This is a genomic window from Brucella sp. NBRC 12950 (assembly GCF_030268145.1).
In the GTDB taxonomy this organism is placed as follows: Bacteria; Pseudomonadota; Alphaproteobacteria; order Rhizobiales; family Rhizobiaceae; genus Brucella.
In genome coordinates, this window is sequence record NZ_BSQC01000003.1 from 68,067 (window position 1) to 89,444 (window position 21,378).

The window sequence follows — 21,378 nt, forward strand, 5'->3', positions numbered from 1 at the left end:
AGATCAACTGGAGCGGTTAGGTCCAGGTACCGTACCGAATTCCTCACCATTCGAGGATCGGCGGACACCCACAGGCACGTGCGACTTTGGGCAAGGGCGATATAATCCCAAACATGTGTTCATTCAATGACAAATAAGGGCCGAGCGAAAATAATTTTTAGGGGTCTCAACGCATTCACTGTGCTTGCCATTGTTCAATATTAGTGAAACAATCTACCGTATAAATTTCTCTTTTCTTAACCATAAATGCTGATTTCGACAGCAAGTCGTGAACAATGACCAGCCTCGATTCCTTCAACGCCCTCATTACAAAAGCTGAAATCGCACCTGCACCTTCGGTCAATGGCGCTCTTCAGGGCGCAACTTTGGCAGTCAAAGACATTTATGATGTCGCAGGAATGAAAACAGGCTGTGGCAATCCTCAGATTTTGGCCGAATCAGTTGCAGCCGAAAAATCGGCGCCCGTCGTCGAGAAGCTGCTCGCAGCGGGTGCAACAGTGATCGGCAAAACGCAGACCGATGAACTGGCCTTCTCTTTGATGGGGCAAAATTCGCATTTCCCCTACCCGATCAATCCCGCAGCGCCCGACCGAGTTACCGGTGGGTCTTCATCCGGGTCTGCGGCGTCGGTCGCCGGAAAAATCGCAGATATAGCGCTCGGCTCCGATACAGGCGGCTCAATCCGCGCACCTGCCAGCTTCTGCGGGCTGATCGGCCTGCGTATCACACATGGGCGCATTCCGCCTGAAGGCATCATGCCGCTTGCGCCTTCGCTCGACACAATCGGCTGGTTTGCCCGCGACATCGCACTTTATGAAAAGGTCGGGCAAGTTCTGCTCGGCGATGATGAGCAAAACTTCAGCTTCTCGCAGCTTCTTTATATGCCGCTGCTTGAGCATCTGCTGCTCGATCATCCTGAAACAGACAGCTATCGCGCCATGTTTGCGAAAGTGCGCCCGCATTTTGCAAGTCTTAAGGCTGCCAGCCAGTCAACCTTGTCAATAGACGAACTCTACCTCACCTTCCGCCAGATACAGGGCTGGGAAGCATGGGACACGCATGGCGCGTGGATTTCATCCGGTGATCGCAAGCTTGGCGCCGGCGTTGCGGACCGTTTTGCTTACGGCTCGGAAATCTCCAACGAAGCAGCAACCCGGCATCGCATCCGTCGTGCGCGTTTCACACAGGAATTGGAAACAATCATCGGTGACAACGCGGTTCTGGCGCTGCCAACCGTACCGGGTGCAGCACCTTTCGCAAATGAACCATTCGAGAGCCTGCAAGCCTATCGTGAACAGGCTCTGCGGCTGCTTTGCCTTTCCGTGCTATCCGGCCTGCCACAGATTACTGTTCCATTGGGACAGGTTCATGGCGCGCCATTTGGCATCTCATTCATTGGCCCACGCGGCAGCGACCGGGCGCTTCTTGCGCTTGGCCGAAACATTCTCGAAAAGCAGGACTAAACCATGGACACCCTCACACGTATGCGCGCATTCATCGACGTGGTCGAAGCGGAAGGTTTTTCGGCTGCGGCGCGAAAGATCGGACGCTCCAAGGCGCTGCTTTCCAAATATGTGCGTGAGCTTGAAGACGAGCTTGGCGCCCGTCTTTTGAACCGCACCACGCGCCAGTTTTCGCTGACAGAAGCCGGGCACACCTATTACCACCGCGCTGTAGAGATCATCCGCGAGATCGACGCGCTTCAGGATGCCGTCAGCGAAACAAGTTCAGACGCGCGCGGACGCATCAAGCTTTCAGCGCCGCGTACCTTTGCCGATGCGGTGATCGGGCAGTCGCTGATCGATTTCTGCCTTGCCCATCCGGAAATCGTGCTCGACGTGCGGCTGGATGATCGTTTCGTTGATATGGTGGAAGAAGGCTTCGACCTTGCAATCCGCATCACGCGTTTGCAGGATTCCTCCCTCATTGCCAAAAGGCTGTCACCGTTCCATTCCGTTTTGTGCGGTGCGCCAGAGCTGATTGCGCGCGTTGGCAAGCCCGAACGCCCGGAAGATCTGCACGATAAGCCCTGCATCATCGACACCAATGCCCGCTCACGCAACAACTGGCATTTCCGCAATACCGACGGCTCGATGATGACGGTGACGGTCAATGGCCCAATCGAAGTCAACAGTCCGGTTGCGACCAAGACCGCCGCAATTGCCGGACTTGGGTTTTGCTCGCTTCCAGCCTTTATTGCGGAAGAAGAGATCGAGCGCGGCAGGCTCATTCCCTGCCTCGATGAATTCATCGTAAGGGATGGCGGCATCTATGCAGTCTATCCGCATCGTCGCTATTTGCCAGCCAAAATCCGCGCTCTCGTCGACTTTCTGACCCAGTGGTTCAAGGAACGCGAAATGCAGGGCGACACAAAACTGTAAAAGATCGCGGTATAAAAGGCGGCGCTTGCGTCACTTGTCCTACTTTTGCCGCCTTCACCCTTATGCCTTGCAAATGAATTGACGGAACCCGTATATGCATGATTTGCGCTCATGGCTGAAAAGCCCCCTTGGCCTTGCCGTAACACTGGCGACAGTGTTTGCGCCTCTGGCCGCGAGCGCGCACCCGCATGTCTTTGCCGATGCAAGGCTGGAACTGACAATTGCACCGGACGGCACGGTTGAACAGCTCGCCCATATCTGGCGTTTTGATGATGTGTTTTCATCAACGGTTCTGATGGAGTTTGATAAGAATGGCGATTTGCAGCTCGACAAAAACGAGCTGATCGACCTTGGCCATGTCATCAACAGCTCCATCGCCGAGTTCAAATATTTTCAGACCGTGCTTGCCGATGGCAAGGACGTTAAAATGGCGCGTCCGAAAGATCTGGCAGCTGACTTCTCCGATAATCATCTGATGATCGTCTTCACCAGCAAGCCTGAAAAGCCGCTAAAGCTTGAACCCGGACACAAGGTCAGTTTCGGCGTTTACGATCCGACCTTTTATACGGCGATCGATTATGTGAGTGATAATGAGCTGGTCGTCAAAGGTCTGCCTGCAGGCTGCAAGTCTGAGGTCATTCGCCCTAATCCCGATGAAGCGCTTGCACAAAATCAGGGAACCCTGACCGAAGCCTTTTTCAATGATCCGGCAGGCACAGACATGTCGAAGATTTTCGCCACGCGCCTTGAGATAGACTGCGAGAAAAAAGGATAATCAGCCTTATGAAGAAAACGGTCCGTTTCATTCTCACAGTCAGCCTTGTTATGATCGCCGCCCAGGCTTGGGCGCAATCATCTCTGGGCATCGGTGCCAATGAAGTCGCCATGAAACCGACCGGACCTTTTGCGCATATCATTCTGTGGATGAATGAACAGCAGCGCAACTTCTATCTCGCCATGACAACCGCGCTCAAAGCCATGCGGGAAGACCCATGGCAGGCATCCGTGCTTATCGGCCTTTCTTTTGTATACGGTATTTTCCATGCCGCTGGCCCCGGCCATGGCAAGGCGGTCATTTCGTCTTACATGATCGCCAATGAAACGGCATTGAGACGCGGTATTTTCCTGTCTTTCATCTCGTCTCTGCTGCAGGCGATCATGGCGTTGTTTGTCGTGGGACTGGCCTGGCTTGTGCTGCGGGGCACCGGCATTTCGATGAACCAGACGGCGCGCTATATGGAGATTGCCAGTTTCGCGCTGGTGCTGTTCTTTGGCCTGTGGTTGCTTGCGCGCAAATTGCCGCTTCTGTTCAAGAAGCGTGACAGTGCCGAGCCTTCCCCGACAAGCGCGCTTTTTGCAGCAGCGCCTCAAACGGCAATGGCCAGCGGTCCAGCTTGGCAGGGCAGCATTTCACAAAGCACGCGTGCGCTTGGCACCACCAACACGGTCAAGCTCAACTACAAGCCTGCCAATGCCGCGGCCGATCACGTCTTCATCGGTGAGGGTGATATCTGTGCCGATTGCGGCAACGCCCATATTGCCGATCCATCGACGCTCGGCGACGATTTCAACTGGAAGACGGCATGGTCTGCGATTTTCTCTGTCGGCCTGCGCCCATGTTCCGGCGCGCTGATCGTGCTCACCTTCGCGCTTCTCAATGGTCTGTTGGTTGGTGGATTGCTTTCGGTCTTCGCGATGGCCTTTGGCACATTTCTGACCGTCGCATTTCTCGCAACCCTGGCCGTAACCGCCAAGAACACGGCATTGCGCTTTGCAGGCAGCAGCGCCGTGTCCGGTCGCCTGAAGGCGGCGATTGAAGTAGGCGCGGCACTGTTTATTGCGCTGACCGGCGCTCTGCTGCTTAGTGCTGCACTCGTAGGTTAGTCCTTATTCTGGCGGCGCGAACGCAGCCAGAATATGCCAAAGAAGCTGAGTACGAAGAGTATCCCGAAAATAACCGCTGCGATGTGCGAGCGTTCGCCAAGCGCGATCATGATCGTTGGCAAATAATAGGCAAGCACGCCAAAACCAACCAGGATAATGGCTGCGGCAATTGCCGGATTGCTCTTCTTCGGTTCAGCCGCCAATGCGAAAATCCTCTAATTTTCTGATCTGCTGACCGTCACTATCAAAGTTTGTCGGCGCAAGCCATGCCTGATAAGCTTGTTTCAGCGCTGGCCATTCGCTGTCGATGATCGAAAACCATGCGGTGTCGCGGTTGTTGCCCTTTGTCACCATATGTTGGCGGAAAGTGCCTTCAAACTGAAAGCCGAAACGCTCCGCCGCGCGTTTGGACGGCGCGTTGTTATCATTGCACTTCCACTCATAGCGGCGATAGCCAAGCTCATCGAAAATATACTGCATGAACAGGAACTGCGCTTCGGTGGCAGCCGGTTTACGCGAGATGAGCGGTCCCCAATAGATGTTCCCGATCTCGATGGCACCATGAACCGGATCGATACGCATCAAGGCCTGACGACCGGCGACCTTGCCGCTGGCCTTGTCGATGACCGCAAAGAATAGAGGATCTTCGCTGCCCGACACCTTTTCGAGCCACGGCTCAAACGCTTCGCGCGTTGCAGGCGGAACCTCGAACAGCCAGGTAAACCGTTGATCCGCATCTTCAACGGAAGATGCCGCAAACAACTCATCACCGTGCCGGGCGGCATCCAGTGGTTCGAGCCTGACATAGTGGCCTTCCAGCACTTTGCGTTCAGGCTTCGGGCGTGGTGTCCAATCTCGCAAATCAGTCATTTAATGCTCCCATCTAATAGAGACAGGAGCATAAAAGGTGGATTACGCAAACAGGAAAATTGTCACCCTCATTTCTCTCTCATTGCGGCGCGATCCACGGAGACCGCTTTGACGAGCGCCACGACCTGATCTCCCACTGCAAGGCCCAGATCATCGACCGAACGCCGCGTCAGTCGCGCACCCAGACGCCGACCCTGAAAGTCGAGCGCAACATGGGCGTTGGGGCCTTCTCCCGCTTCAATCGCCACAACGGAAACCGGCAGCACATTGCGGATACTGATCGCATCAGGCGCCTTGCGCGCAATGGAGACATCGCGTGCGCGAACCCGAAGACGCACATGCATGTTCTGTTTAAGCCCGGCATCGCTGAGCTGGAATGTCGTCCCGCCAAGATCAATTTCGGCAAGCTTGTAGCGCTCATCATAAGCTGAAACCGAGCCTTCAAGCAGCACACCAGCGCCCTCGCCGTCACCATCGATCAGCGGGAAAATCTCGGCAGCTTCGCCACTGGCTTTCACCTTGCCGCCCGATAGAAGAACGATTTCATCGGCAAGCCGCGCAACCTCGTCAATCTCGTGGCTGACATAGACGATCGGCACATGGCTTTCATCCCGAAGCCGCTCGATAAAGGGCAAAATCTCCTGCCTGCGTGCATGGTCCAGAGAGGACAGAGGCTCATCCAGCAACAAAAGTGCCGGATCAGACAAAAGCGCACGACCAATAGCCACACGCTGGCGTTCGCCGCCCGAAAGAGTTACCGGACGACGATCCAAGAGATGATCGATGCCAAGCAGCGCCACAACCTCGTCAAAGCTGCGGCTGTTCTGGCGTTTTCCGGCCCAGCGCGCATAAGTGAGGTTTCGCTTCACACTCATATGCGGAAACAGCCGCGCTTCCTGAAACACATAGCCGATACGGCGTTTTTCAGGTGGCAGATTGATCCCCTTTTCGGCATCGAAAAGCGTAAAATCACCGACGGCGATGCGCCCGCTTTCCGGACGCAGCGTTCCGGCAATCATCTTGAGAAGCGTTGTTTTGCCAGCGCCCGAATGGCCAAACAGAGCCGTAACACCCCAACGGGCGGCAAAATCTGCTTCAACCGCGAATTTGCCATTGCGGCCAGCGACGGAAACTTCAAGACCGCTCATTTCGCTTCTCCTGCAAGCCTGCGCTGCAACCATTCAGACAACACCACGGCAGCAATGGAAATGGCTGCAGAAATCGCTATCAGACGGAAAGCTTCGGCGTCGCCTGTCGGGGTCTGCAAAAGCGCATAGATCGCCAGCGAAAGGGTCTGCGTTTCGCCCGGAATGTTGGAAACAAACGTGATGGTCGCGCCGAACTCGCCGAGCGCCTTGGCAAAACCAAGCACCGCACCCGCCAGAATGCCCGGCAGCAAGGGCGGCAAAATCACCGTGAAAAAAGCAATAAACCTGTTGGCGCCCAACGTGCGCGCCGCTTCCTCAAGCCCACGATCAAGCCCTTCAATCGAAAGGCGAATAGGGCGAACAAGCAATGGAAACGCCATGACGCCAGCAGCAAGAGCTGCACCCGTCCAGCGGAAGGAAAAGGAAAGGCCAAGCCATTCCTGCAACGGCGTCCCAAGCGCACCACGCGATCCAAACAGGATCAGCAGAAGATAACCCGTCACCACCGGCGGCAGAACCAGCGGCATGGTGACAATAGCCTGTACCAGAGACTTGCCCGGAAAATTAAACCGGGCAAGAATCCACGCAACAAGAAAGGCAATTGGCAGAGCGACAACAATAGCGATCCCGGCAACCCGGAGCGACAGAGCAACAATCTGCCAGACATTGCCTTCCATCATTACTGAGCGGCCTCTGCAGCGCCTACAAAGCCCTTGTCCTTGATGATCGCCTGACCGGCATCGCTTTCAAGGAACGCAAGGAATGCCTTGGCAGCATCATTTTCGTTCTTTGCAATCAGTGCTGCAGGATAAAGGATTGGAGCATGGCTCGAAGCCGGGAAGCGATAGGCTTCAACGAGTTCAGGCGCAGCCGCACGATCCGATGCATAGACGATTGCGGCCTTCACTTCGGCGCGGCTCACATATTGCAGCGCAACGCGCACGTTTTCGGTGAAAACGGCGTTCTTTTCGATGTCTTTCCAGATATCGAGCTTTTCAAGCGCTGCCTTGCCATATTTGCCGGCAGGCACGTTCGACGGATCACCCATTGCAAAACGACCGGCGCTGAGCAGTTCCTTGGCTTCCCCCTTCGGCGTTTCCTTCTGCGTTGCAATCACCAGCGCGTTGCCCGCAATCACCTTACGCGATGCGTTGTCGATCAGGTCGGCTTTCTCGACAAAATCCATCCAGTCGAGATCGGCAGAAATGAAAATCTGTGCCGGAGCACCCTGCTCGATCTGCTTTGCCAGAACCGAAGAAGAAGCAAAGGAAGCCACAACTTCCGTGCCGTCCTTGGCCTTGATCTGCTTGGCGGCTTCCTCGATCACATCCTTCATGCTGGCTGCAGCAAAGACCGTGACCTTTTCGGCAGCATGAGCAACCGATGCAGCACCGGCTGCAACGGTAATAAGGAACGCAGCGATAAGCTTTTTCATTGTCGACCTCCATAGAGCCCGTATTTCGGGCAAACATCATCACACGCCGGAAAAAGTCCGCCGCCGTTTGTTCGAGCATCAAGACCTGTCGAGATGCTCAACTTGCGATGATGGGTATGATGGAGGCAAACGCGACCCGGATGCCGTCAGACCCTTTTCACACGGGCGTCCATGCAAAAGCCGCCCAGAATTTCCGTAACGAATTCATATCGTTCCGAAAATATGGCCACCTTAAAGGGGAGTAGTAGCTTTGGCTAGTGCTGATAAGAATGATGTGGCAAAAGAACCGCATCATCAAAGCGCATCCCGAAAAGTGTGAAGCGGTTTTCGGACTAAGATGCGCGTTCAAAAAAAGTTAACGTCCGATGTGCTTGTGGCTTGAGCCACGAAGCTTGGCAAGCTTGACCTGCTTTTCGCGCTCGGCAAAACGTGCGCGATCTTCCGGCGTACGTTCGTCATAACAACCAGCGCAGGAAATGCCTTCCTCGAAGAACTGCGAGAGCTTGTCTTCTGCAGTGATTGGACGGCGGCAGGCGCGGCAAAGCTCGATATCGCTTTCCGTCAGACCATGACCGATTGCCACGCGTTCATCGAACACGAAGCATTCGCCGTTCCACATGCTTTCTTCTTTTGGCACGTCTTCGAGATATTTCAGAATACCGCCCTTGAGATGGAAAACATCATCAAAGCCGAGCCCCTTGACGAAGGCCGTTGCCTTCTCACAACGGATGCCACCCGTGCAGAACATGGCAATCTTCTTGCCTTCAAGCTTGTCGCGGTTCTGCTCCACCCATTCCGGAAATTCGCGGAATGTTTTGGTGTTCGGGTCAAGCGCGCCTTCAAAAGTACCAATGGCATATTCATAATCGTTGCGCGTATCGACAACGACCGTGTCTTCATCGGCAATCAGCGCGTTCCAATCCTTGGGCGCAATATATGTGCCAACGCTTTTCAGCGGATCAATGCCATCGACGCCCATGGTTACGATTTCACGCTTCAAACGCACCTTCATGCGATAGAACGGCATTTCGGTCGCATTGGAATATTTGAGTTCCGGATTGGCAAGCTCCGGGATCGACGTGATGTAAGCCACGAGTTTTTCGATCGCAGGCTGCGTGCCTGCCACCGTACCGTTGATGCCTTCCGCCGCGAGCAACAGAGTCCCCTTGATGCCGTTCGTGCAGCAAAGTTCGGCCAGCGGCTCGCGCAGGCTTTCATATTGCGGCAAACGCGCAAAGCAATAAAGGGCAGCAACAGTAAAAGGCAGATTACTCATCGTTCGATCTCTTCCAAATTTCCTTCGAACTAGTCCTCGAACGCGGCAAATTCAAGTTATTTATCCCCCTCCTCTCAAGACAAGCGAAAATCCGGCTTCGATAAACGCGGTTTGCAAGAGGAGAAACCTGTTGTTCGATACAGAAAGTTTTGCAGAAATCATCTCATGGGCAAGGCAAGCCGGAATTGATCCGGCAGCGCTTCTGGCTGAGGCTGAAGTGGAAAGTGGCGGTCGCGCGCTTTTCGACATTAATGGCAAAAAAGAACCAGCAATACGCTTTGAAGGCCATTATTTCGACCGCAGGCTTGCAGGCCGTGTCTATCCATAAGAAGGCGGCGCTTGAATCCACCTCATGGGGGCTTGGTCAGGTGATGGGTGCCCATTGGGAATGGCTGGGCTATAGCAGCATTGATGAACTGGTGGCGGAAGCGCGCAATTCTGTCGGTGGACAGGTCAGGCTGATGCTGAAATTCATCGACAAAGCCGGATTGAAAACAGCACTGGAGCAGAAACACTGGCGCAATTTCGCACGCCGCTACAACGGGCCAGCCTTCGCACGCAATCAATATGATAGCCGCATGGCCGCAGCCTTTGAACGCTGGAACCGCAGCCTCGGCCGTATATTGCAAGCGGTATAACGCTGCCGCGCCGCGCATCGGTTTTGATGTGCGCGGTAGACAAACAGGGCCATGCACTTTAAATCGATTTTTACACGCACACTCAAGCAGAAGAGCAAGCCCATGCCGCAGAAAACCGATCTTCTCGTTCCCGTCCTGCAAGGCCAACCAGTCATTCCCGTCTTGCTGATTGACAAGGTAGAACATGCGGTTCCGCTGGCACGCGCGCTGGCCAAAGGCGGATTGCCAGCAATCGAAATCACCCTGCGCACGGCTGCAGCACTCGACGCCATTCGCGCAGTCGCATCCGAAGTGCCCGAAGCAATCGTCGGTGCAGGCACCATTCTCAATGCAAAGCAATATGAGGAAGCAGCCAAGGCCGGTTCGCGCTTCATCGTAAGCCCAGGCGCGACGAAGTATATTCTCGCTGCAGCCGATGACAGTGATGTGCCTCTGCTGCCTGCGGCCATCACGCCGAGCGAAATGCTCGCCCTTCGCGAAGAAGGCTACACGCATCTCAAATTCTTCCCGGCAGAACAGGCAGGCGGCGCACCATTCCTGAAGGCCCTGTCCTCGCCACTGGCCGGTACAATCTTCTGCCCGACCGGCGGCATCAGCCTTGCCAATGCGAAGACCTATCTTTCGCTGCCAAATGTGGTCTGTGTCGGTGGCTCATGGGTTGCACCGAAGGAACTGCTGGAAGCGGGCGACTGGGACGGTATCACCAAGCTTGCCGCGGAAGCCGCAGCCTTGAAGGGCTAAACGTTAAACAGCCAAATAAAAAAGGGGCCGTAACGGCCCCTTTTTTCTTATCTTGGTCTCGCGGACGATCAGTTCGTTTCGGTGAACTTCGCTACCGTCAGGAAGGTAACGGCATTGCCGCTGAACTTATTTGAGCGGTCGCTTGGCAGGTCGCCACGCTGGAAGCCAGCGGTGTAGACCATTGCCGGTGCCGATCGCATTGCATCGTTGCGCAGAACCGGATTGGTTGCAGGTGCATTCTGAGCAACAGAATCTGTCGACATTGCAACGGTCGAGGTTGGCATCGCCGCCGGCTGCACGACAGCACCTGGACGAGCGCTTGCTTTTGCAACGCGACGAGCACCCTTGGCAGTCGTTCGGACGCCGGTTGCTGCAGCATCACTTGCAGCAGCAATCTGCTGACGGGTTGGAGCCTTGACCTGCTTGGCAACGGAAGCTGTCTTCACCGGAGCAATGCGATCATGTGCAGCTTTTGCAGGAGCTGGAGCTGGAGCTTCTGGTGCAGCATTGGCCACAGGCTTCGTGTCGAAATCGTCATCTGGCGGTCCGATCAGCTCGCCAATCTCATCCTTGCGGGAAAGCATGGCAAGCTGTGTATCGTCGCGTGGGGCAGTCTTTGGCAGCGGGAACGCGGCTGTTTCACCCGGCTGCGGCACGCTTGCGCTCGCATCTGCGACAGCTGGAGCCGCGTCCTGCGGGTTGTTGACGAGCTGGGCAATCGCATCCTGCGGACGGTCAGGCCGCGCCGAAGGGATAGCTGCAGAAGCAAGCTGAACGCTATCGGCTGCCTGCTGAGGACGTGTCGATGGAACTGGAACGAAACCGTTCATCAGCGGCGAAGCACCTGCATCAGCAACTTGAGCCGTGTTTGCGTCAACCGCGGCACGCGCCGCCGCAGCTGCTGCGTCACCAGTCTGTTCAGCGGCAGCAAGGGCTACAGCATCCTGAGGAGCGGTCGCTGGCTTGCGCGCTGGAATTGGCACATTGAGCGCTGCCATTGGCACTTCTTCAGCCTCCGGCGCTTCAACCGCGGCTTCCGGACGTGGCGCCTGCATCGGCACCGGCGCATCGCGGGCTGGCAGAGCTGCAACCATGGTTTCAGCCTGTGGCGTCTGTACTGGTGCGGCAGGTGCCGGAGCCTGACGTGCAGGAACGGCGCGGGCTGGACGGGCCGCAGCTGGCGCTACATCGCCATTATCTTCTTCTTCGTCAGCACCGCCGCCACCAAAGAGCGCGCCAAACAGCGTCTTGCTCTTACGTGGTGCCGAGTTGCTGGCCATCATGACGTTGCCGCCACTGGCTTTCTGTCTTTCAATCATCGCAAGCGCCTGCTCATAGCCCGGCAATGGCTTGCCGTCGGCTGGAATGTGAGCAGTCTTGCCATCCGGGAACAGCGCTAACAGCTCGCGGCGGCTCATGCGTGGCCACGAGCGGACATTGCCAACATCCATATGGGTGAAAGGCGAGCCGGAACGTGGGTAATAGCCTACACCGCCGACCTGATAACGCATACCAATGGCACGCAGCTTTGCAAGCGGAACACCCGGAATGAAAAAGTCCATCGCGCGGCCAAGCGTGTGCTGGCTCTTCTTGGCCACACCGCTGGTCTTGGAGCGCAGCATGTTATTGGTTGCAGGGGAACGATAGGCGGAAACAACGGTGATATACTGATTTGAACCGGTCGAACGATAAACCTGCCAAACCAGATCGAACAGGCGCGGGTCCATCTTGGTTGGCTCGTTGCGACGCCAGTCACGCAGGAAGACGTTCAGCTTCTTCAGACCATCAGGCAGGAAGCGACCATTCTTCTTAAAGGTGATTTCGGCCTTCTCGCCGGTGTGAACGTAATAAAGCTTGAGCGTGCGCGTTTCGGCTGATGCCTGCGCCGGTGCGAATGCAGTCACGACCGCCGCTGCAACCAGAGAGGCGGAAACAGAAGAACGAACCTTAAATACGGAAGCAGACAATCCAGTCCAGACTTTCGCAAAGCGCGCTTTAATGGTCGATATGCTGCTCATTGAATTATATCGCCTTACCGTGTTGTCCGCCCTAAGGGCCGTATCAGAGATCGTAGAAACGAATATGCGTGAGCCCTGATTGTCGGATTTAATGGTTAATGGACGCTTAGTGAACAACAAATGAGGAAACACCATGGCAAAAAAGACACACAGACGCATCTATTTTCGTCATGGTAAAAAAATTATTAACAATCTTCCGCGAAGCTAACATTCTGGCAACACCAACAGGTACTGCTTCATAAATTACTAAATTTCAATAAGTTAAAGAGTTTTAGCGGCCCGCAAACCGGCCGGATTGGGCATTAAAATGGTCATCTGCGTCGTCGCGACCCTTGCCAGCTATTGACGCCACATCGATGCCATATTCCTTCAATTTTCGGTACAGCGTGGTCCGTCCGATGCCCAAACGGCGCGCGACTTCACTGATTTGACCATCGTAATGCGCAATTGCGAAGCGGATCATCTCTTCTTCGGTCGCAGCAAGCGTACGAACTTCGCCGTCCCGTGTCGTGCCGCTGATCGCGCCCGAACTTGATATTTCGCTGTTCTGAAGTGACGCTCCACCGTCCGTAGACTGTCCACGAACAATACCTGTATCGAGACCCATATTTCGGAAATGTCGAGCCGTTAATGCATGTTCATCGCACAGAAGTACGGCATGATAAATTGCATTTTTCAGTTCCCGCACATTGCCGGGCCAATCGTAGGTCTTCAACCCCTCAAGTGCATAGGGTGTGATGCCCGTAATATGCCCGAGCCGTTCTTCGCTGGCAAAATGCATCAGAAACTGATGCGCGAGGATTGGAATATCCTCAATGCGATTTCGCAACGACGGCATCTCAATAGAAAACGATGAAATGAGATGATAAAGCCCGGGGTGAAACCGGCCCATATGCACAAGTTCGGCCACGGAATGACTGTTTGAGGCAATGACGCGTGTGTTGGCCAAAAGATCGGCACTTTCACCAGCGGTCACATATTGCGAGGCTTGCATGAGCTCAAAGAGACGAAGCTGCGTGCGATAAGGCAGCGCGCTGATCTCATCAAAAAACAAAGTTCCGCCCTGCGCCTCTACGATTTTACCCGCAATCTGGATTGGCGCCTCAACGGAATTGATTGATCTCGCTCCTGAATGCCCGAACAGCAGTTGGTCGGCATTGCTTTTTGCAAGAGAACGGCAATCGATGGCGACAAATGGGCCCTGCCAACGTGTTCCACCACTGCTGATAGCCCGCGCCAGAGTTTCCTTGCCTGTGCCGACTTCGCCTTCGATGAGCAATGGCGTATCAAGCGGCGTCACACGACGCGCCAGCATAGCCACTCTCTCCATTTCCGGGCTCTTCGTCACCATATCGGAAAGCAGTATATGTGGTTTCTGCGAGGAGCGCGTGCGCTTGAGTTCCTGTGTCAGCGAATCGAGTTTGAAAGCATTGGCAACCGATACCTGCATTCGCTCGAACACGACGGGCTTGGTCATAAAGTCGACGGCGCCCAGTCTTATAGCCTGCATGGCTTTTTCGAGGTCGTCGTTCTGTACCAACACGATAACGGGAATATTGATGCCAGCTTCACGCATTTTTGTAAGGACAGCGCAGCCATCCATATCTGGCATAGTCAGATCGAGAAGTATAAGCGCAATGTCCTTGCGGGTGCTGATGAAACCGAATGCACTCGTGCCACCATCTGCAAGAATGGTCCTATGCCCCATGCGTAGCACGGCCGTTTCAAGGCTGCGGCGTTGTATCGGATCATCATCCGCTATAAGAATACGCGTACTCATGGCTGCTTCACTACCAGCGGTATATGTCTCGGAACATCCCAATATCTAGTATGTGTCATATTTCAGGCGCGTCATTTGGAGCATCGTTCCTTATGAAAGCAAGCCCTAATGCACACACATTTGCGCATCATCCTCAGAATAGTTCTGTGATCCAGAATACCGCCTTGCCACTTGGCGCCTTGAAAAAGACATGCGAGAAGAGGGCAACAGGAGAATGCTATGACCTTTGCCATGAACCGTTTTTCAAAGTCTGTCACGCTTGACACCATGCCTTATATGCCGGCCGGTGATACCGGAACTGCCGCAACGGCCGACCTTGGAATGCTGCCCGAGTGGAACCTGGCTGACCTCTACCCCTCTGCCGAGAGCGCTGAACTGAAAGCTGATCTCGAAAAGGCGGCAAAGGATGCAGCCGATTTTGAAACCCGCTGGAAGGGCAAACTCGGTGAAGAAGCGGCAAAGGCCAATGGCGGAAATTTTGCCGATGCGATCAAGGAATATGAGGGTCTAAGCGAACTCATGGGCCGCATCGCTTCCTTCGCGGGCCTTTATTACTACGGCGACACCACCGATTCCAAGCGCATGAAACTGTTCGGTGATGTGCAGCAGAAACTGACTGACGCAAACACGCCGCTGATTTTCTTCAGCCTCGAAATCAACCGCATCGATGACGACGTGCTTGAAAAAGCGATGGCGTCCAATCCCTCGATCGGCCACTACCGCCCATGGCTGGAAGATTTGCGCCTCGACAAGCCATATGAGCTTGACGACAAACTGGAACAGCTTTTCCACGAAAAGTCGATCACCGGCTACAGCGCCTGGAACCGCCTGTTCGATGAAACCATGTCGAGCCTGCGTTTTGAAATCGATGGCGAAGAACTGGCCATCGAGCAGACGCTCAACATGCTGCAGGATGCAGATGGTGCCGTGCGCAAAAAGGCATCGGAAGCGCTTGCCAAGACTTTCGGCGCAAACCTGCGCACTTTCACGCTGATTACCAATACGCTGGCCAAGGACAAGGAAATCTCCGACCGCTGGCGTGGTTTTCAGGACATTGCCGACAGCCGCCATCTTGCCAATCGCGTCGAACGTGAAGTTGTCGATGCGCTCAGCAGTGCCGTCGAAGCTGCCTATCCGCGTATTTCGCACCGCTATTATGCGTTGAAAGCCAAGTGGCTCGGCCTCGAAAAGCTGGAGAACTGGGATCGCAATGCGCCGCTGCCGGAAACACCGCAGGCGCTGATCTCGTGGGATGAGGCGCGCGAAACCGTGCTTTCCGCCTATGGCAACTTCGCGCCTGAAATGGCCGAAATTGCCAAGAAGTTCTTTGACAAGAACTGGATTGACGCGCCGGTGCGTCCGGGCAAGGCGCCGGGTGCTTTTGCGCATCCAACCGTGCCTTCCGCTCATCCTTATGTGCTGCTCAACTATATGGGCAAGCCGCGCGATGTGATGACGCTTGCGCACGAGCTTGGCCACGGCGTGCATCAGGTTCTGGCCGGCGAACAGGGTGCGCTGATGGCATCCACGCCACTCACACTGGCGGAAACGGCTTCCGTTTTTGGCGAGATGCTCACGTTCCGCTCGTTGCTTGAACGCACCACCAACAAGCGCGAACGCAAGGCCATGCTGGCTCAGAAGGCCGAGGACATGATCAATACGGTCGTGCGCCAGATCGCTTTCTACCAGTTCGAGCGTCGTGTTCACACCGAGCGCCGCGAAGGCGAACTGACATCAGAGCGTATCGGCGAAATCTGGATGGATGTGCAGCGCGAAAGCCTTGGCGATGCGGTCAATCTCAATCCGGGTTACGAAACCTTCTGGACCTATATTCCGCACTTCATCCATTCGCCGTTCTACGTCTATGCCTATGCATTCGGCGATTGTCTGGTAAACTCGCTTTATGCCGTCTACCAGAACTCGGAAAAAGGCTTCCAGCAGAAGTATTTCGACATGCTGAAAGCGGGTGGCACCAAGCACCACAAGGAACTGTTGGCGCCATTTGGCCTTGATGCAACTGATCCGGATTTCTGGAGCAAAGGCCTGTCGGTGGTGGAAGGCATCATCGACGAACTCGAAGCCATGGAAGACTGAGCAAATTCGTGACCCACAAGGGTTTGAATAGGGGTTTGAATAGGCCGCAAATCCTTTTTCGGGATGACAAGGCGGGCCGCGATGTTTTATTCGCGGCTCCGTCTTCGATTATCCGTGCCGATACGCCAGATACGTTCGAAGCAGCATGGAAGGCCATGCAACGCGCCCACGAAGACGGCAAATGGCTTGCAGGCTACCTCTCCTATGAGGCGGGCTATCTTCTTGAACCCAAACTGAAAGAGCTTCTGCCGGAAAATCGCAAAGCGCCGCTTTTATGCTTTGGTGTTTTCGATGGCCCATCAGACGAAGCCATGCACACGCGCAGCGATGACAACATCACGTACTTAACTGAACCGGTCGCCCAATGGTCGCTTGAGGATTACCAGCCGAAGTTTGCGCGCCTTCACCAGCATTTGCGCAAAGGCGATTGCTATCAGGGAAATCTGACATTTCCGGTTCATGCTGAATGGGACGGCGATCCGCTCGTGCTGTTCAACACGCTCGCAAAGCGCCAGCCTGTTCGCTATGCGACCTATTGCGATCTCGGTGGCCCGATCATCCTGTCGCGATCGCCGGAACTCTTCTTTGAAGTGGATGGCGAAGGCTATATCGAAACCCATCCGATGAAGGGCACCATGCCGCGCGGTGCCACCCCTTTTGAGGATGAAGCGAACCGCCAGTTTTTGATGAACGACCCCAAAAATCAGGCGGAAAACCGCATGATTGTTGATCTCCTGCGCAATGACATTTCACTGGTCAGCGAAGTCGGATCGCTCGATGTGCCGGAAATTTTCCGGGTCGAAACTTATCCAACCGTTCACCAGATGATCAGCCGCGTGCGCGCAAAGCTTAAAGACAAGCTGCCGCTGCGCGCGATTTTTGCAGCACTTTTCCCATGCGGTTCCATTACCGGCGCGCCGAAAATCAGCGCGATGGAAATCCTGCGCAGGCTGGAAACCGGCCCGCGCGATATCTATTGCGGCTCGCTTGGCTGGATCGAGCCGGGTGGACGTATGCGGTTCAATGTTGCCATCCGCACGATCTCGCTTCTTGAGCAAAATCGTGCAATCTTCAATGTCGGGGGCGGTGTGGTCTTCGATTCCACAGCGCAAGCGGAGTATGAGGAATGTCTTCTGAAAGCACGGTTCGCGACGGGACAGCGACCAGCCATGCGAACCCAGACTATCAGCTGATCGAGACCATGCGCTGGGAGCCTCTTTCGGGTATCCTGCGTTGCGATCTTCATATGGCGCGGCTGGAAAACTCCGCAAGAGAGCTTGGCTTCCGTTACAACATGGAAACGGTGCATAAGAAGATCGCCGAGATCAGTGCCGGGGACAGCCCGCTCAAACTGCGCCTGACCCTTGCTCCGGACGGGCTCGTCGAGATTGCAGCTTTTCCTTATGAGCCGTTGCAGCCACAGACTGTCTGGCGCATCGCAGTGGCTGAAACGCGTCTGAAGCACGATGATGCCTTGCTGCGCCACAAGACCACGCGGCGTCAGGCCTATATTTCGGCCCGTGAAGAATATTCGTCAGCCGAGGTGGATGAAGTCATTCTGCTCAACGAGCGTGGCGAAGTGTGTGAAGGCACCATCACATCGATTTTCCTCGATATTGGCGGCAGTACCTGTGTCACCCCTGCCCTTTCCTGCGGCCTGCTCGATGGTGTTCTGCGGCGCGAACTTCTGAACAACAGCGTCGTTCAGGAAGGCGTTGTGACGGTGGATGATCTTAGCCGCGCGCGCAACATTCTTGTCGGCAATTCATTGCGTGGAATGATCCGCGCTCAGCTGGTTACGATATAAATTCGTTAAACACGTATTCATGTCATAGGGTTGTGACGTTTCTTTCTTTCTATGAACCTGTGCTATCGTTGCGAAATTAGCAGTTCTTAAAACAGGGAATTGTGCAACGCTGTAGCTTTACAGCAGGAGAGAGAAAGAAAATGGCGAAAGTGAAATGGCCAGTCTATGGCGAAATTACCGGCTCTGTCATCATGATCGGCTTTGGCTCGATCGGGCGCGGTACCCTGCCACTGATCGAACGCCATTTCAAATTCGACAAGTCCCGTCTGGTCGTCATTGATCCATCTGAGAAGAACCGCAAGATCCTGGATGACAAGGGTATCCGCTTCATCAAGAACGCGATCACCAAGGACAATTACAAGAAGATTCTTGGGCCTCTGATCAAGGAAGGCGAAGGCCAGCCTTTCATCGTCAATCTGTCAGTTGACACCGGATCGCTCGATCTGATGCGCTACAGCCGCGAACAGGGCGCGCTCTATATTGATACGGTTGTCGAGCCATGGCTTGGTTTCTATTTTGACACCGAAGCAGACAATGCTTCGCGCACCAATTATGCGCTGCGCGAGACGGTTCGCGCTGAAAAGAAAAAAAATCCGGGTGGCCCGACCGCTGTTTCCTGCTGTGGAGCAAATCCCGGCATGGTGTCGTGGTTTGTGAAAAAAGCGCTCGTTGATCTCGCGGGCGAACTCAAGCTTGAGTTTGAAGAACCAGCAGCCGATGACCGTCAGGGCTGGGCAAAGTTAATGAAGAAGGCCGGCGTGAAGGGTGTTCATATCGCTGAACGCGACACCCAGCGCGCCAAGGAGCCGAAGCCGTTCGACACCTTCTGGAATACATGGTCGGTGGAAGGCTTTATTGCTGAAGGCTTGCAGCCTGCGGAGCTCGGCTGGGGCACTCATGAAAACTGGAAGCCTAAAAACGCCCGCAAGCAGAAAAAGGGCAACAAAGCTGCCATCTTCCTTGAACAGCCCGGAGGCAATACACGCATTCGCACCTGGTGCCCGACCCATGGCGCGCAATATGGTCTGCTTGTCACCCACAATGAAGCAATTTCGATTGCCGACTTCTTCACTGTGCGCAGCAAGAAGGGCAAGCTCGAATATCGCCCGACTTGTAACTACGCCTATCATCCGAGCAATGTCGCCATTCTGTCGCTTGATGAAATGTTTGGCGGCAGCGGGCGTGCGCAGGCGGTTCAGCATGTGCTTGAGGAAGACGAAATTCTCGACGGCTCGGATGAGTTGGGCGTCCTGCTCTATGGTCACGACAAAAACGCTTATTGGTATGGCTCGCAGCTGAGCGTCGAAGAAGCTCGCAAACTCGCGCCTTATCAAAACGCAACGGGTCTGCAGGTTTCGTCTTCTGTTCTGGCTGGCATGGTCTGGGCATTGGAAAACCCTGAAAGGGGCATCGTCGAAACCGACGAAATGGACTATCGTCGCTGCCTTGAAGTGCAGCTCCCATATTTGGGGCCCGTCAAAGGCTACTATACCGACTGGAACCCTCTGGAAGGCCGTGGCGTTCTGTTCGAAGAAGATGTCGACACCAAAGACCCTTGGCAATTCCGCAACATTCTAGTGCGCTAAACAAATGGAATTGCCCAGCCTTTGCGGGGCAATTTCGATTGCGGCAGTTTCGCAACATTTTGGCTATCGTCGTCAAAGGGGCTTGTAATCGTGTAAATTTCCATACATCACACGAGAAACACTCTTATGGAGAAAATGGACATGAAACGCTTCCGCATCATTGGCTCTACGGCAATCGTATCGCTCGCGCTTGCAGGTTGTGTGGCAACCGGCCCTGGCGGTGGTGGCAATGTCCCAGTCGTCAATCGCGCGCCATCCGGTATCGACGGCGCATGGGTTGATCCGAACGGTATCGTTTCATCCTTCAATGGCGGCATTTTCGAAACCCGCTCGACCGACACCAACGAGAAGCTCGCAGAAGGTAACTATCGTTACCAGTCACCACAGCTTGTCGAAATCGACATGCGCTCGATCGTGCGTGGCACGTCGTCCCGCGTAAACTGCGCTCTCGTGGCACAGAACCAGCTGAACTGCACCTCGTCCGCAGGATCGCGTTTCTCGCTGACCCGTCGCGGCTAAAACCTTCTGATTACCCGTTCCAGACGGCATACGCTTTTAGCGTGTGCCGTTTTTTTATGTGATACTTCCGTAATCTTCAGACAATTCAACTGCCTTAGTCATTGTTAGGATTGTAATTTGCCTTTTTTTCTCTAGTTTTCCGGCAAAGCAGGAGTCGGAATATGAGTGAGACGGATAAAGTGATCGCCACCCCAGCCAGCCATGCTGTAAAGCAACCCAAAGTCGGTGTCTTGCTTGTTAATCTCGGCACGCCGGACGGCACAAGCTATGCCCCGATGCGCCGTTATCTGGCCGAGTTTCTCTCGGATCGCCGCGTGATCGAATGGCCGCGTCTATTCTGGTATCCGATCCTTTATGGCATTGTGCTCAACACGCGCCCGAAGCGCTCTGGCGCACTCTATGACCGCATCTGGAACCGCGAGAAAAATGAATCACCGCTGCGCACCTTTACCCGTGCGCAAGGTGAGAAGCTTGCGGTCGCGCTGAAAGATCATCCGAATGTCATCGTCGACTGGGCCATGCGCTATGGTCAGCCTTCGATTGAGGAAGTGACGGATCGGCTGCTGAAACAGGGCTGCGAACGCATCGTGATGTTCCCGCTCTATCCGCAATATTCGGCAACGACCACCGCTACCGTAAATGACAAATTCTTTGAAGTGCTGATGAAAAAGCGCTTCATGCCAGCTGTCCGCACGATCCCTTCCTATGAAGTGGAGCCGGTCTATATCGAGGCGCTCGCGCAGTCGATCGAGAAGCATCTGGCAACGCTTGATTTCAAGCCGGAAGTGATCCTCGCTTCTTATCACGGAATCCCGAAAAGCTATTCCGACAAGGGCGATCCGTATCGCGCACAATGCCTTGAAACTTCGCGGCTTTTGCGCGCTCGTCTTGGAATGGACGACAAGCAGTTCCGCTCGACTTTCCAGTCGCGTTTCGGACCGGAAGAATGGTTGCAGCCATACACCGACGAAACTCTTGTAGAACTGGCAAAGCAGGGCATAAAAGCCGTTGCCGTTCTCAATCCGGGCTTTGTGGTGGATTGTCTGGAAACGGTCGATGAAATTGGCCACGAAGCGGCAGAAGAGTTTCATGAGGCTGGCGGCGAGAATTTCAGCCATATACCATGCCTCAACGATAGCGAAGAAGGCATGAAGGTTATCGAAACACTCGTCCGTCGCGAGTTGCAGGGTTGGGTTTGATT

General features: G+C 54.7%; 19 protein-coding genes and 1 pseudogene. 12 read left to right on the forward strand and 8 right to left on the reverse strand.

The genetic code is table 11. From position 1 onward, the window contains the following. The first annotated feature begins 275 nt into the window (after positions 1-275). The 4 genes from QSJ70_RS05860 to QSJ70_RS05875 all read left to right on the forward strand — a co-directional run bounded on the left by QSJ70_RS05860 (position 276) and on the right by QSJ70_RS05875 (position 4,265). The gene (locus QSJ70_RS05860; protein WP_285535128.1) at positions 276-1,463 is read left to right on the forward strand and encodes an amidase; all 1,188 of its coding nucleotides are present in this window, start codon (positions 276-278) and stop codon (positions 1,461-1,463) included. 3 nt (positions 1,464-1,466) lie between these two features. After that, positions 1,467-2,381 carry a LysR family transcriptional regulator gene (locus tag QSJ70_RS05865; protein WP_007877110.1) on the forward strand — a complete coding sequence of 305 codons (915 nt, stop codon included), beginning with the start codon at positions 1,467-1,469 and terminating at the stop codon, positions 2,379-2,381. A gap of 94 nt (positions 2,382-2,475) precedes the next feature. Then, positions 2,476-3,156: a DUF1007 family protein gene (locus tag QSJ70_RS05870; protein WP_285535129.1), complete on the forward strand. Its 681-nt coding sequence runs from the start codon at positions 2,476-2,478 to the stop codon at positions 3,154-3,156. Between the two features lie 8 nt (positions 3,157-3,164). Next, positions 3,165-4,265: a nickel/cobalt transporter gene (locus tag QSJ70_RS05875; RefSeq protein WP_285535130.1), complete on the forward strand. Its 1,101-nt coding sequence runs from the start codon at positions 3,165-3,167 to the stop codon at positions 4,263-4,265. Here the strand turns inward: QSJ70_RS05875 and QSJ70_RS05880 are convergent. From QSJ70_RS05880 to trhO, 6 genes are all read right to left on the reverse strand, one after another. Then, positions 4,262-4,468 (reverse strand): hypothetical protein, encoded by a 207-nt coding sequence (locus QSJ70_RS05880; RefSeq protein WP_007877114.1) that lies wholly within the window; start codon positions 4,466-4,468, stop codon positions 4,262-4,264. The genes QSJ70_RS05875 and QSJ70_RS05880 overlap by 4 nt on opposite strands. Continuing rightward, positions 4,458-5,135 carry a GNAT family N-acetyltransferase gene (locus tag QSJ70_RS05885; RefSeq protein ID WP_215778217.1) on the reverse strand — a complete coding sequence of 226 codons (678 nt, stop codon included), beginning with the start codon at positions 5,133-5,135 and terminating at the stop codon, positions 4,458-4,460. Before QSJ70_RS05885 ends, QSJ70_RS05880 begins: the two co-directional genes overlap by 11 nt. Before the next feature lie 68 nt (positions 5,136-5,203). Then, positions 5,204-6,283 carry a molybdenum ABC transporter ATP-binding protein gene (gene modC / locus QSJ70_RS05890; RefSeq protein WP_285535131.1) on the reverse strand — a complete coding sequence of 360 codons (1,080 nt, stop codon included), beginning with the start codon at positions 6,281-6,283 and terminating at the stop codon, positions 5,204-5,206. Beyond that, on the reverse strand, positions 6,280-6,963 hold the full coding sequence (modB, locus tag QSJ70_RS05895; protein ID WP_285535132.1) for a molybdate ABC transporter permease subunit: 684 nt from the start codon (positions 6,961-6,963) through the stop codon (positions 6,280-6,282). The genes modC and modB overlap by 4 nt, the downstream gene beginning before the upstream one ends. Continuing rightward, positions 6,963-7,718, reverse strand: coding sequence for a molybdate ABC transporter substrate-binding protein (modA, locus tag QSJ70_RS05900; protein WP_285535133.1), 756 nt, complete (start codon positions 7,716-7,718; stop codon positions 6,963-6,965). The genes modB and modA overlap by 1 nt, the downstream gene beginning before the upstream one ends. Before the next feature lie 355 nt (positions 7,719-8,073). Further along, positions 8,074-8,994, reverse strand: a complete 921-nt coding sequence (gene trhO / locus QSJ70_RS05905) for an oxygen-dependent tRNA uridine(34) hydroxylase TrhO (RefSeq protein ID WP_215778210.1) — start codon at positions 8,992-8,994, stop codon at positions 8,074-8,076. A gap of 130 nt (positions 8,995-9,124) precedes the next feature. Here trhO and QSJ70_RS05910 point away from each other — a divergent pair. Next, positions 9,125-9,632, forward strand: a pseudogene (locus QSJ70_RS05910) (N-acetylmuramidase family protein). A gap of 102 nt (positions 9,633-9,734) precedes the next feature. Beyond that, complete coding sequence (locus QSJ70_RS05915; RefSeq protein ID WP_113497818.1) at positions 9,735-10,373, forward strand: 2-dehydro-3-deoxy-phosphogluconate aldolase; 639 nt, start codon at positions 9,735-9,737, stop codon at positions 10,371-10,373. A 68-nt stretch (positions 10,374-10,441) separates the two neighbouring features. Here QSJ70_RS05915 and QSJ70_RS05920 read toward each other — a convergent pair whose 3' ends face one another. Continuing rightward, entirely contained in the window at positions 10,442-12,391 is a 1,950-nt protein-coding gene (locus tag QSJ70_RS05920; RefSeq protein ID WP_285535134.1) for a peptidoglycan L,D-endopeptidase MepK, read from the reverse strand. A gap of 271 nt (positions 12,392-12,662) precedes the next feature. Continuing rightward, positions 12,663-14,171, reverse strand: a complete 1,509-nt coding sequence (locus QSJ70_RS05925) for a sigma-54-dependent transcriptional regulator (RefSeq protein WP_215778209.1) — start codon at positions 14,169-14,171, stop codon at positions 12,663-12,665. Positions 14,172-14,390: 219 nt separating this feature from the next. On the opposite strand from QSJ70_RS05925, the gene QSJ70_RS05930 reads away from it, so the two are divergent. The 6 genes from QSJ70_RS05930 to hemH all read left to right on the forward strand — a co-directional run bounded on the left by QSJ70_RS05930 (position 14,391) and on the right by hemH (position 21,376). After that, positions 14,391-16,265 carry a M3 family oligoendopeptidase gene (locus tag QSJ70_RS05930; protein WP_502871666.1) on the forward strand — a complete coding sequence of 625 codons (1,875 nt, stop codon included), beginning with the start codon at positions 14,391-14,393 and terminating at the stop codon, positions 16,263-16,265. 35 nt (positions 16,266-16,300) lie between these two features. After that, a complete protein-coding gene (locus QSJ70_RS05935) occupies positions 16,301-17,458 on the forward strand; it encodes an aminodeoxychorismate synthase component I (protein WP_502871667.1) in 1,158 nt (385 codons plus the stop codon). Then, a complete protein-coding gene (locus QSJ70_RS05940; protein ID WP_215778206.1) occupies positions 17,392-18,072 on the forward strand; it encodes an aminotransferase class IV family protein in 681 nt (226 codons plus the stop codon). The genes QSJ70_RS05935 and QSJ70_RS05940 overlap by 67 nt, the downstream gene beginning before the upstream one ends. A 140-nt stretch (positions 18,073-18,212) precedes the next feature. Then, on the forward strand, positions 18,213-19,658 hold the full coding sequence (locus QSJ70_RS05945) for a homospermidine synthase (RefSeq protein ID WP_285535136.1): 1,446 nt from the start codon (positions 18,213-18,215) through the stop codon (positions 19,656-19,658). A 141-nt stretch (positions 19,659-19,799) separates the two neighbouring features. Next, complete coding sequence (omp10, locus tag QSJ70_RS05950) at positions 19,800-20,177, forward strand: outer membrane lipoprotein Omp10 (protein WP_007877140.1); 378 nt, start codon at positions 19,800-19,802, stop codon at positions 20,175-20,177. A gap of 161 nt (positions 20,178-20,338) precedes the next feature. Then, positions 20,339-21,376, forward strand: a complete 1,038-nt coding sequence (hemH, locus tag QSJ70_RS05955) for a ferrochelatase (RefSeq protein WP_215778201.1) — start codon at positions 20,339-20,341, stop codon at positions 21,374-21,376. The last annotated feature ends 2 nt before the right edge of the window (positions 21,377-21,378 follow it).

Excerpts from the sequence above, each read along its gene's own strand:
- QSJ70_RS05860 (WP_285535128.1), top strand. The coding sequence starts at position 276 with ATGACCAGCCTCGATTCCTTCAACGCCCTCATTACAAAAGCTGAAATC.
- QSJ70_RS05865 (WP_007877110.1), top strand. The coding sequence starts at position 1,467 with ATGGACACCCTCACACGTATGCGCGCATTCATCGACGTGGTCGAAGCG.
- QSJ70_RS05870 (WP_285535129.1), top strand. The coding sequence starts at position 2,476 with ATGCATGATTTGCGCTCATGGCTGAAAAGCCCCCTTGGCCTTGCCGTA.
- QSJ70_RS05875 (WP_285535130.1), top strand. The coding sequence starts at position 3,165 with ATGAAGAAAACGGTCCGTTTCATTCTCACAGTCAGCCTTGTTATGATC.
- QSJ70_RS05885 (WP_215778217.1), bottom strand. The coding sequence starts at position 5,135 with ATGACTGATTTGCGAGATTGGACACCACGCCCGAAGCCTGAACGCAAA.
- modC (WP_285535131.1), bottom strand. The coding sequence starts at position 6,283 with ATGAGCGGTCTTGAAGTTTCCGTCGCTGGCCGCAATGGCAAATTCGCG.
- modB (WP_285535132.1), bottom strand. The coding sequence starts at position 6,963 with ATGATGGAAGGCAATGTCTGGCAGATTGTTGCTCTGTCGCTCCGGGTT.
- modA (WP_285535133.1), bottom strand. The coding sequence starts at position 7,718 with ATGAAAAAGCTTATCGCTGCGTTCCTTATTACCGTTGCAGCCGGTGCT.
- trhO (WP_215778210.1), bottom strand. The coding sequence starts at position 8,994 with ATGAGTAATCTGCCTTTTACTGTTGCTGCCCTTTATTGCTTTGCGCGT.
- QSJ70_RS05915 (WP_113497818.1), top strand. The coding sequence starts at position 9,735 with ATGCCGCAGAAAACCGATCTTCTCGTTCCCGTCCTGCAAGGCCAACCA.
- QSJ70_RS05920 (WP_285535134.1), bottom strand. The coding sequence starts at position 12,391 with ATGAGCAGCATATCGACCATTAAAGCGCGCTTTGCGAAAGTCTGGACT.
- QSJ70_RS05925 (WP_215778209.1), bottom strand. The coding sequence starts at position 14,171 with ATGAGTACGCGTATTCTTATAGCGGATGATGATCCGATACAACGCCGC.
- QSJ70_RS05930 (WP_502871666.1), top strand. The coding sequence starts at position 14,391 with ATGACCTTTGCCATGAACCGTTTTTCAAAGTCTGTCACGCTTGACACC.
- QSJ70_RS05940 (WP_215778206.1), top strand. The coding sequence starts at position 17,392 with ATGTCTTCTGAAAGCACGGTTCGCGACGGGACAGCGACCAGCCATGCG.
- QSJ70_RS05945 (WP_285535136.1), top strand. The coding sequence starts at position 18,213 with ATGGCGAAAGTGAAATGGCCAGTCTATGGCGAAATTACCGGCTCTGTC.
- omp10 (WP_007877140.1), top strand. The coding sequence starts at position 19,800 with ATGAAACGCTTCCGCATCATTGGCTCTACGGCAATCGTATCGCTCGCG.
- hemH (WP_215778201.1), top strand. The coding sequence starts at position 20,339 with ATGAGTGAGACGGATAAAGTGATCGCCACCCCAGCCAGCCATGCTGTA.